This is a genomic window from Methylophaga sp. UBA1464 (genome assembly GCF_002325665.1).
Classification (GTDB): Bacteria; Pseudomonadota; Gammaproteobacteria; order Nitrosococcales; family Methylophagaceae; genus Methylophaga.
The window spans coordinates 2,486-11,636 of record NZ_DCSO01000050.1; the positions used below are offsets into that span (position 1 = coordinate 2,486).

The window sequence follows — 9,151 nt, forward strand, 5'->3', positions numbered from 1 at the left end:
GTGAACTTATTCCAATTGAACAACGACCAGCAACTGAAATAACACATATTGGTAGCCAGCAAATTGCGCCAGATGGCGTTCAGGTTTCCAATCCGGCCTTTGACGTCACACCGGCAGGGCTGATAAACGCTATTGTTACTGAAGCAGGCGTTGTGTTGTCGCCATCAGCGACTACAATGAAAAACCTTCGTAAGCACAACTAAGGAGCAGGATATGTCACAAACCGCACTGGTAACCGGCAGCAACAGAGGCATCGGGCTTGAACTCTGCCGGCAATTAAAAGCACGTGGCTTTGATGTGATTGCGACTTGTCGTCATCGCTCTCCGGCATTGGCCGAACTGGATGTGGAAATTATTGAAGATGTGGAAGTCAGCGATCCTATCAGTCTGAAAGCACTTTCGGAAAAACTCGGCGATCGTAAAATTGATTGGCTGATAAATAATGCCGGTATCGCCGCAGGTTTAGGGCTCAATGATATTGATTCGAATGCTATTGAAAGTTTTAAAAGCATGTTTGATGTAAACAGTCTTGGTCCGTTATTGACTACCCAGTCATTAGTGAATCATCTGTCTCAGGGTAGCAAGGTGGGTATCATCACCAGCCGAATGGGCTCAATTGCGGATAATGATTCCGGTGGTAGTTATGCTTACCGCATGTCTAAAGCGGCTGTAAATGCGGCGGGCAAGTCGCTATCAATCGATTTGAAACCTAAAGGTATTGCTGTGGCAATTCTGCATCCTGGTTGGGTGAGAACCGATATGACAGGGCATGGTGGCTTGATTGATGCGGATGAATCGGCAAAAGGTTTGCTGGATCGCATGGCTGAGTTGAATATTGATAACACTGGTACGTTCTGGCATATGAATGGTGAAGTGCTGCCTTGGTAAACTACCCATCGCTTTCACAACAGCAGCAAAAAGCCTTGCCGGACCTGCAAAAGCCGCCAAGTAGAATACCTGCCCAGTTTAGCGATAGTAGTCATCAACTCTGGTTTTGTGAAACCGTTGATGGACCGATGGTGTTGAAGCGGTGTGATCATGACACGATTCAACAGTCGGCTTTCTGGCGTGGCATGAATAGCCTGTTTGCCATCAATTTCCCAGTGTCATTGGGAAATATTGCAGAAGTTTATCAACAGATATCAAATATCAGTTCTTTAAGTGTCCCATCCTTAATGGCCGCTGAGGCAGCAGAGTTTGTTTTGACCCGTTGGTTGCCTGGAAATGATGTGCACGCTTTAGCTGTAAATCAGCATACGATTAAGTCCCTGGCAAAACACCTTGGATCGGTGCATCAACAGCAGCATTCAAAGTGGGGGAATGTGCAACAGCCGCAATTTACCGCTGCAGAGTGGCCGCTACGCCTGAAATCAACGATAGAATTACTGATACAGCAACAAAAGCCTGCAATTGATCAGGCTGTTTTACAGCAGGTCTTTATCCAAGCTGAACAGCTTTGTGAAAAGATGTTTGTACCCATAATGCCTGATTTGCGATGGGATCAATTTCTGATGCAGCAGGACCAGCTCTCTGCCTTGGTCGATTTGGATGCGATTGTCTATGGCCCCCAAACATTAGAATTTGTTTTGCTGGAATATTTATTGGATCAACAACAGGCTGAGCTTTTTGCAGTTGAATATCTGAACCATCAGACCATTCCTAATCTGACGGCTGTTCGGCTGCCATACCGTTTATTACTTTTTTTAATGAATGTGCTAGGTGAGACAGATTTGAATTTGTGGCTCAATCATCCTGAACGGTTCAGTTAAGCTTGTTGGGTCTGGTGTTGTTTTGCTAATAACTGACGCCATTTAAAATACCCGGCCATGGCGAGAAACAGATAAATACTGAACATGACAATGGTGGCGTAAAAACCGGTCAATGCATAAAGTACAATCGCCGAGCTGTTGATAACTTGCCAATACAGCCAGTTTTCCAGAACTTTACGCGCCATCAAAACGGTATTCATCACTGAAAACACCATCACTGCAGCATCCAGATAGGGATATTGCGTGGCGTGTGCCGATAGGTAATAGCCAAATACCAGGCTGAGAAACCCGCCAGTGGCAATAAAGATAAGATGATATTGCCACGGCCAGCTGTGAATATTCAGTTCTGCCGTCTGGTTTTCATGACGATGCCAGAGAATAAAGCCATAGACCGCCATACCGATGTAATACAGGTTGAGCAGAGCCTGCATTGGTAACTGATTTTCCCAAAACAGGATGGTGTAAATAATGGTACTGATAAACGCTAATGGCCAGCACCATTGGGATTCACGGGCAGCAAACAGGATATAACCGATGCCAAGCAGCGCGGCAAATACTTCCCAGCCACTCATGGACACCAATCCAGCTAGCGTAATATCCCACCAACCTGACTCAGACATCAGTCTTTAACTTGATGACGATCGTTACCAATCAGTTTCAACACAAAAACACTATGAGGCAGTTGGGCAAATACAGCTTCAATTTCGCTGTCCATTGCATCCATTACATCACGATATTCACCAAAAATCTGGGTGCTCAAAGTATTACGATGCACAATCAGTTTCGGATTGTTTTCCAACTTGGCAATAAACGCCAGAATTGGTTCGACAAATTGTTCTGTCAGCGGATAAAGGCTGATATCAACTGAAATTCGCATAATGATTTCCGGAAAAAGTGGGGCACTACTGTGCCCCGTATAAATTAGTAGTCGTAAGAAACAGTCATGCCAAAAGTACGAGGATCGGCATACTGGGTATAAACCCGATCTTCATATTCCGTGGAAGGATCGATACCAAAGAAGAAGCCGCGAGTGTAATAATCTTTATCAAACAGGTTGCGTCCCCATAAGGTAAATGTCCAGTTTTGCTGCTGGTACTGCAAACTGGCATTGGTAATGGCGTAAGAACTGGATTTCGCATTATGGCTGTTGGAGTAATAGAACTCATCCTTGCCCTCAACATTGGCGCGAAGAGTCCATTGCGGGGTCAGATAGACTTCACTGCCAACACTGAAAGTGTAGGCTGGAGCATGAGCCTGCCTTCTGCCCTGAATATTTAAACCAGCCTCATCCAGTTCAGGGTTGTTGTATTCGTCAAATGTCGCGTGTAAAAGACCTAATGCTGCAAAGGTTCTTATTCGTTCATTGATCAACCAGTCAACACTTGCTTCAATGCCCATATTACGACCTTTGGCTGCATTATCCTGATAATCGATAAAACGGGTGCCGCCACCATCACGAGGAACACTGACAGATGTTTTTACCTGGGCATCTTTTCGTAAACCATAAAATGCGGTGATATCGGTCACCAGACTGCCATCCAGCCACAATGACTTCATGCCGGCTTCCAGATTCCATAAATATTCATTATTGAATTTGCGTAAGCCGGAAGCCAGATCTGCTTCCGTATTAACCCCCCCAGCTTTGTAGCCGCGGGATAATGATGTGTATAAAAGGTGTTGTGGGCGGAACTGATAATTCAGACCGACTTTGCCACCGAATAATACATCGTTGTCATCGAGATCCAATCCTTGCGAATCCTCATAATCAGCGTCCCAATGTTCAACGCGTAAACCGGTTATTAAAGTCAGCTTATCGGTTAAGGCAGTATCAAGTTGGCCATAAATGGCGCTATTAAACGTTTTATAAGTATTATCTAAAGCAAACGGAAAAACTGCATCACTATCAATGGCATTCGCAAAATAGGTGCGTTTTAAGTCCTGACGTTGATCGGCGAGATAAATACCAACGGACCAATCGGTTGTATCAGAAAAAATACGACCATCTTCATTTGATAGAGCCCTGAATTCAAATGAATAATTTTCCCGTTCACGCTTATATTGATCAAAACCACTATAAGGACAGTTAAATGCATCATTGTCTTCATCGGCATCCACACAGGTAGCATCAACAGGAAATTGTGTTTTAAATGACCAGTCATCATCGTAACTATATTCCAAATCAGATTTGGAATAGGTCAAGGTTGATTGCAATTGCACTTTACTGTTGGCACGCCAGTCAGTATTCAATGCAAACGCATTGGTATGCTGTTTGTCTTTACCAGGCTGATCTGACAGGCTGTTTCGACTGTTATCCAGTGTGAAAGCGTCGTAACCATTGTCAATATTCAAATGTAGTAAATTAAGATCAATGGTCAGATCATTACTGACCAGCCATTTTAAATGTCCGCGGGCAGTCAGTTCATCCTGATTTTGCGTATTATCCCGACCCAGAAAATCGTTATCCATATAACCATCTGAACGATGGGTATGTACGGCTATCCGTCCCAGTAATGTGTCTTTAATCAGTGGGCCGCCAACGGCAACACCAACACTGCGCGTATTGTAATTGCCAATAGTGGACTGAAAGTTCATATCCAGATCATTGGTCGCCTGTTTGCTTTGCATATTAATAACGCCAGCTAATGCATTGGCACCATACAACGTACCCTGTGGGCCGCGTAATACTTCTACTTTCTCAATATCAAATAAAGTAGCTGCGCCGCCACTGCGGCTAAAATCTATACCATCAATATATAGGCCGACTGATGGATTAAGAGGCGCCAGAAACTCACTTCGTTCACCAATACCGCGGATCTGAAAAAACTGGCCACGAGACGCACCGCTGGAAAGGTTTACATTAGGTGCCAGATTCAACACATCTTCAATATGCTGAGCGCCACGCGATTCAATAATATCTTCATCAAATGTGGTCAGACTGACGGGAATGTCCTGTGCTTCGGCCGGACGAAAGTCAGCGCTAACTAGCATGGAGGGTAGATCGGTACTGTTGTTCTGAGCAACTGCGCATGGTGAAAAAAGCGCGCTGGTAACTGCAATGGAAAGCAGGGTGGGTTTCATGACTATCCTTTTTAATTTCATAAAAAGGACAGGGGATCACGCCATTTGCATTGATCTAGCAAGAAGGTGTTGCCGCCTGTCCCTACGCCAGTATTACCTGGATCAGGTTCATCGGGTCTCCACCAAACTGGTGAATCTCAGGCCTTGCGACCACCCCGAGGCTTGTATTAGCAAGTAGAGTAAATATACAGAAAAATATGCTTTTTTCCCATCATTAATATTTTCTATCACATACAAAAAAGGCATCCGAAGATGCCTTAAATGTTCAAGTGATGAATAACTTAGTTTTCGATTTTAGCTTTCAAAGTATCCAGACCTGAACGGAAAATGCCCTGAATGGCATTGGTTGCCGTTTCGTCATTCAGCTCTTTAGGTTCATGATGATTGCCGGTATAACCACGGAAAAATTTGGCTAACCAGATGACCTTGGTTTGATCGCCTTCTGCTTCAACCGTCACCCAGGCTTTGTATTTGCTGACCGGAACCGCAGGGATATCATGCATTTCACCTTCGATATCCACTTGACCCACAGAGCTCATTTCATTGATTTCATACATAAAGCTCTTGGTTTCTTCATCAAACTTTTTCAACGTTTCAGTGATGGTGGAATCATTTTTCAACGTTAGAATGCGAGTGGCACCCACTTCATTTCCACCTTGCGCGTCGGTAGAAATAATGGCCGGGTGCCATTTATGCAGACTGTCAAAATCTTTAACCATTTCCCAGACGATGTCAGCATCAGCATTAATCAGCACTGTTTCTTCAACTTGTAAACGTGAAGCACCATGGGCAAATACTAATGCTGGCAATAGGAACAAGCCTGTTAAAAGGCCTTTTAATACAGCTTTCATTATATTTCCTTCTTATATTTCATTTGAAATGCTAAAAATCAGCCCAAATAAACTACCATTACATTCCAAAATGCCAAAGGGAAAATTTCACAATGCAATGGCGTTCCGGATCGTGTCACGTTGTAAATGTGGGGCAAAAAACTCAATAAAAGCATAGCTGTAACCACGAAGGTAGCTGCCTTTGCGTATCCCCATATGGGTTGTACTTGGTTTAAATAAACCACTGGCATCCATTGCCTGCAATGGCGCATCTTTTACAGGATCAAATGCCATGCTGGCTATAATGCCTATGCCAAGACCGAGTTCCACGTAGGTCTTGATAACATCGGCATCAGTTGCGGTGAAGACGACATTGGGCTTTAGGCCGCGTTCAATAAAAGATTGGTCCTGCTGAGCACGTCCGGTAAACCCCATCACATAAGTCAGGATGGGATATTGCGAAATAGCTTCAAGCGTTAGTTTTTTTTCCTTTAAAAGTGGATGACCGGGTGGTGTAATGACGGTTCGATTCCATTCATAGCATGGCAGAATTGCCAGATTATCAAATTTGGACAACCCTTCTGTTGCGATCGCTAAATCAACTTTTCCGGTGGCTGCCATCTCTGCTACTTCGGGAGGAGTGCCTTGCACCATATTCAAATGAACATCTGGATATTGTTCTGAAAAAGCTTTGATTGCTTTTGGCAGGGCATAGCGTGCCTGAGTATGCGTGGTGCCGATTGAAAGTGTGCCCTTTTTTTCATGACGACTGTCTGCGGCTTGTTCTCGTAAATTGTCGACTTCCTGTAATACTCGCTCAGCCATGGCTATCACGGATTCACCCAGAGGGGTAATGGCGGATAAGCGTTTTCCATGTCGTTCGAAAATTAATAAACCTAGTTCATCTTCCAGCAATTGTATCTGATTACTGACACCTGGCTGAGAAGCATGAAGCGCTTGTGCTGCGGCGGATATGCTGAGGCCCCGGCGCGCGACTTCGCGAACATATTTGAGTTGCTGCAACTTCATGGTTTATCCGATTTAGTTATTAGAAAAGGTAAAGATATAAAAAAAATAGATAAAAAATCAATCAACACATTTCTGGGTAATGTCACATTTCAATGATCGGCACACCCCGTTGCGGTAAGTGCAAAGGGACTGTGCGTTGGAAATCACTGTTTTGCGTTTCAGCTTCGTTTTCGGTGCTTAAAAAATGTTGTGAATCATCTGGTGACAAAGCGATATATTCACAGCCATCTGCAGTACACATTCTGAGCGCCAGAGTTAATGGATCAGCCGTCAGATTACGCTCATTGTCGAGAGTGTAAGGAATATGTGGGATCTCGAATTGTAACGGCTGGCGCGAACCGCTGGAATTAACCGGATTTATAAATACTGCAGTAATAAGCGCAGAACATACTGCTGTTATAACTAACAAAATTCGATAAGTTGTCATTTTCAGCCTCTCATCCTAGAGTGGATTTGGAGTTAGAGCATCGGTTAAATACCGTGAAAGAAATGTGAACAGTAAACAGTCTCTATCGCAAGAGGTTAAGGCTGTGTTAACGCTGCGATAATTCAACCTTTAGCCATAGAAGTCTTTATATATTAATTTTTTATATAGATAAAAAATAATATTCATTGATTGAATATTGCCAGATGGTAAACTTGCCGCAATGAAGCAGGTTAGAAGGTTAAATTAATAGATGGAATGGGGTTTTCTACTGGCAGGCCTCGGTGTAGGTATTATGGTCGGTATGACAGGAGTCGGTGGAGGGTCTTTAATGACACCCATTCTGATTTTTGGTTTTGGTATTCAGCCTGCCGTTGCAGTAGGAACGGATCTGTTGTTTGCCGCGGTGACCAAGGCGGGAGGGATCTGGGCGTACTGGCGACACGGTGTAGTGCATTGGCGTGTAGTTTGGCGTCTTGCAGCGGGCAGTCTGCCGGCGACACTGTTAACGTTATGGTTTCTCAGTGCAACGGGTGTGCATGAAGGAAAGCATAATGAGCTAATTACCATTGCACTGGGGGTGGCGTTGATTTTGACTTCCAGTGCCCTGCTTTTGAAAGACTGGCTGGCTGGTATTCTGAAAGCGCGAAAAGGGCACCCCTTTGTAAATTACCTTTACCGGTTACGCCAGGATGAAACCATAAAAGCGCCAGCTACGGTTATTGTCGGGGCTTTATTGGGGGTGATGGTGACACTCTCTTCAGTGGGAGCTGGAGCGTTGGGAGCTGTCGTTTTATTGTTTCTGTATCCGCGAATGCGTGGTGTGGAAATTGTGGCAACCGATATTGCTCATGCTGTACCACTGACAGCCGTAGCCGGACTGGGGCACTCCGCAGTGGGTACCGTTGATTGGTCACTGTTATCTTATTTGCTGATGGGATCATTGCCCGGTATATATATTGGTTCTCACTTGGGGATACGGATTTCAGACAAGATTTTACGGCCATTACTCGCCGTCATTTTACTGATGGTGGGTATTAAATGTTTACTGTAAAACATAAATAAATGAATAAAAAAGTAATTCGACATGACAGATATTAGTGAAAAACTTCAACTGAAAATTGATACAGCAAAACAACTGCTGGAGCAGATAGTGACGGACTATAGTCCTGCGGTATTAGCGACCAGTTATGGTGCCGAGGATATGGTGCTGATGGATATGATTGCTAAATTCGCACCAGAAATCGGTATTTTTACGCTAGATACCGGTCGACTGCCCAAGGAAACCTATGATTTAATGCAGCAGGCTAAAAAGCATTATCAGCTTGAGGTTGAGGTTTATTATCCGGATGCATTGAGCCTTCAACAATTTGTCACACACAATGGCCCGAATGCCTTTTATGACAGTGTTGACTTACGCAAACAATGCTGTGGTATCCGGAAAGTAGCACCATTAAACCGTGCTTTAACCGGCAAAAAAGCCTGGCTGACAGGCATGCGCCGATCACAGTCGGTGACGCGAAATGAACTGCCGGTATCTGAATGGGATGCTGATCATGAGTTGCAAAAATTCAGTCCACTGACGGACTGGTCCAATGGCGAAGTATGGAAATATATCCGCGCCTTTGATGTTCCTTTTAATGAACTGCACAACCAGGGCTACGCCAGTATTGGCTGTGCGCCATGCACCAGAGCGATTACCCCGGGTGAAGATATTCGGGCGGGCCGCTGGTGGTGGGAAAACCCGGAAACCAAAGAATGTGGCTTACACGTAAAGGGTAGGGTCTGATGCTCTTTCATAGCCGCCTCTGTTGTGACTGAAAATACACCAATCAAGGCGCGAGGAGAGCAGTTTAGTTATTCTAAATAAACGACTAGTAACGCGGAGTGGTGTATTTTCAGCCACAACCCGCAGGGCTGGGACTATTTTTCCGCCTCACGGCGTTGGAAATGACTTATGTAGAGCAACTACATCGCATCATTTCCGCCTTGTGAGACAAAAAAATAGCCTCCAGCAGTGG

The 9,151-nt window shown here is 44.5% G+C and carries 10 protein-coding genes, 1 pseudogene and 1 riboswitch; of the genes and pseudogenes, 5 read left to right on the forward strand and 6 right to left on the reverse strand.

The window, feature by feature from the left end; genetic code table 11:
• The 3 genes and pseudogenes from B3O33_RS05975 to B3O33_RS05985 form a co-directional block, all read left to right on the forward strand.
• Positions 1-203: pseudogene (locus tag B3O33_RS05975) on the forward strand (S-methyl-5-thioribose-1-phosphate isomerase); the annotation flags it as partial.
• 10 nt (positions 204-213) lie between these two features.
• Positions 214-888, forward strand: coding sequence for an SDR family oxidoreductase (locus B3O33_RS05980; protein ID WP_292361833.1), 675 nt, complete (start codon positions 214-216; stop codon positions 886-888).
• Positions 882-1,769, forward strand: a complete 888-nt coding sequence (locus B3O33_RS05985) for a phosphotransferase (protein ID WP_292363187.1) — start codon at positions 882-884, stop codon at positions 1,767-1,769. The genes B3O33_RS05980 and B3O33_RS05985 overlap by 7 nt, the downstream gene beginning before the upstream one ends.
• Here B3O33_RS05985 and pnuC read toward each other — a convergent pair.
• From pnuC to B3O33_RS06015, 6 genes are all read right to left on the reverse strand, one after another.
• Entirely contained in the window at positions 1,766-2,389 is a 624-nt protein-coding gene (gene pnuC / locus B3O33_RS05990) for a nicotinamide riboside transporter PnuC (RefSeq protein ID WP_292361835.1), read from the reverse strand. The genes B3O33_RS05985 and pnuC overlap by 4 nt on opposite strands.
• Positions 2,389-2,646, reverse strand: a complete 258-nt coding sequence (locus B3O33_RS05995) for a YkoF family thiamine/hydroxymethylpyrimidine-binding protein (protein ID WP_292361836.1) — start codon at positions 2,644-2,646, stop codon at positions 2,389-2,391. The genes pnuC and B3O33_RS05995 overlap by 1 nt, the downstream gene beginning before the upstream one ends.
• Positions 2,647-2,690: 44 nt before the next feature.
• Entirely contained in the window at positions 2,691-4,847 is a 2,157-nt protein-coding gene (locus B3O33_RS06000; protein ID WP_292361837.1) for a TonB-dependent receptor, read from the reverse strand.
• Positions 4,848-4,908: 61 nt separating this feature from the next.
• A riboswitch (TPP riboswitch) is annotated at positions 4,909-5,015 on the reverse strand.
• Between the two features lie 113 nt (positions 5,016-5,128).
• Positions 5,129-5,698: an SRPBCC family protein gene (locus B3O33_RS06005; protein ID WP_292361838.1), complete on the reverse strand. Its 570-nt coding sequence runs from the start codon at positions 5,696-5,698 to the stop codon at positions 5,129-5,131.
• A gap of 87 nt (positions 5,699-5,785) precedes the next feature.
• Positions 5,786-6,706: an HTH-type transcriptional regulator CysB gene (gene cysB, locus B3O33_RS06010; RefSeq protein WP_292361839.1), complete on the reverse strand. Its 921-nt coding sequence runs from the start codon at positions 6,704-6,706 to the stop codon at positions 5,786-5,788.
• Positions 6,707-6,788: 82 nt separating this feature from the next.
• Complete coding sequence (locus B3O33_RS06015; protein ID WP_292361840.1) at positions 6,789-7,133, reverse strand: hypothetical protein; 345 nt, start codon at positions 7,131-7,133, stop codon at positions 6,789-6,791.
• Positions 7,134-7,383: 250 nt separating this feature from the next.
• On the opposite strand from B3O33_RS06015, the gene B3O33_RS06020 reads away from it, so the two are divergent.
• A complete protein-coding gene (locus B3O33_RS06020; RefSeq protein WP_292361841.1) occupies positions 7,384-8,184 on the forward strand; it encodes a sulfite exporter TauE/SafE family protein in 801 nt (266 codons plus the stop codon).
• A 33-nt stretch (positions 8,185-8,217) separates the two neighbouring features.
• The gene (locus B3O33_RS06025) at positions 8,218-8,919 is read left to right on the forward strand and encodes a phosphoadenylyl-sulfate reductase (protein ID WP_292361842.1); all 702 of its coding nucleotides are present in this window, start codon (positions 8,218-8,220) and stop codon (positions 8,917-8,919) included.
• Positions 8,920-9,151 lie beyond the last annotated feature (232 nt).

What these genes read in the sequence shown, in the direction of transcription:
- cysB (WP_292361839.1), bottom strand. Translation starts at nt 6,706, where the DNA reads ATGAAGTTGCAGCAACTCAAATATGTTCGCGAAGTCGCGCGCCGGGGC.
- pnuC (WP_292361835.1), bottom strand. Translation starts at nt 2,389, where the DNA reads ATGTCTGAGTCAGGTTGGTGGGATATTACGCTAGCTGGATTGGTGTCC.
- B3O33_RS06025 (WP_292361842.1), top strand. Translation starts at nt 8,218, where the DNA reads ATGACAGATATTAGTGAAAAACTTCAACTGAAAATTGATACAGCAAAA.
- B3O33_RS05995 (WP_292361836.1), bottom strand. Translation starts at nt 2,646, where the DNA reads ATGCGAATTTCAGTTGATATCAGCCTTTATCCGCTGACAGAACAATTT.
- B3O33_RS06020 (WP_292361841.1), top strand. Translation starts at nt 7,384, where the DNA reads ATGGAATGGGGTTTTCTACTGGCAGGCCTCGGTGTAGGTATTATGGTC.
- B3O33_RS05980 (WP_292361833.1), top strand. Translation starts at nt 214, where the DNA reads ATGTCACAAACCGCACTGGTAACCGGCAGCAACAGAGGCATCGGGCTT.
- B3O33_RS06005 (WP_292361838.1), bottom strand. Translation starts at nt 5,698, where the DNA reads ATGAAAGCTGTATTAAAAGGCCTTTTAACAGGCTTGTTCCTATTGCCA.
- B3O33_RS06015 (WP_292361840.1), bottom strand. Translation starts at nt 7,133, where the DNA reads ATGACAACTTATCGAATTTTGTTAGTTATAACAGCAGTATGTTCTGCG.
- B3O33_RS06000 (WP_292361837.1), bottom strand. Translation starts at nt 4,847, where the DNA reads ATGAAACCCACCCTGCTTTCCATTGCAGTTACCAGCGCGCTTTTTTCA.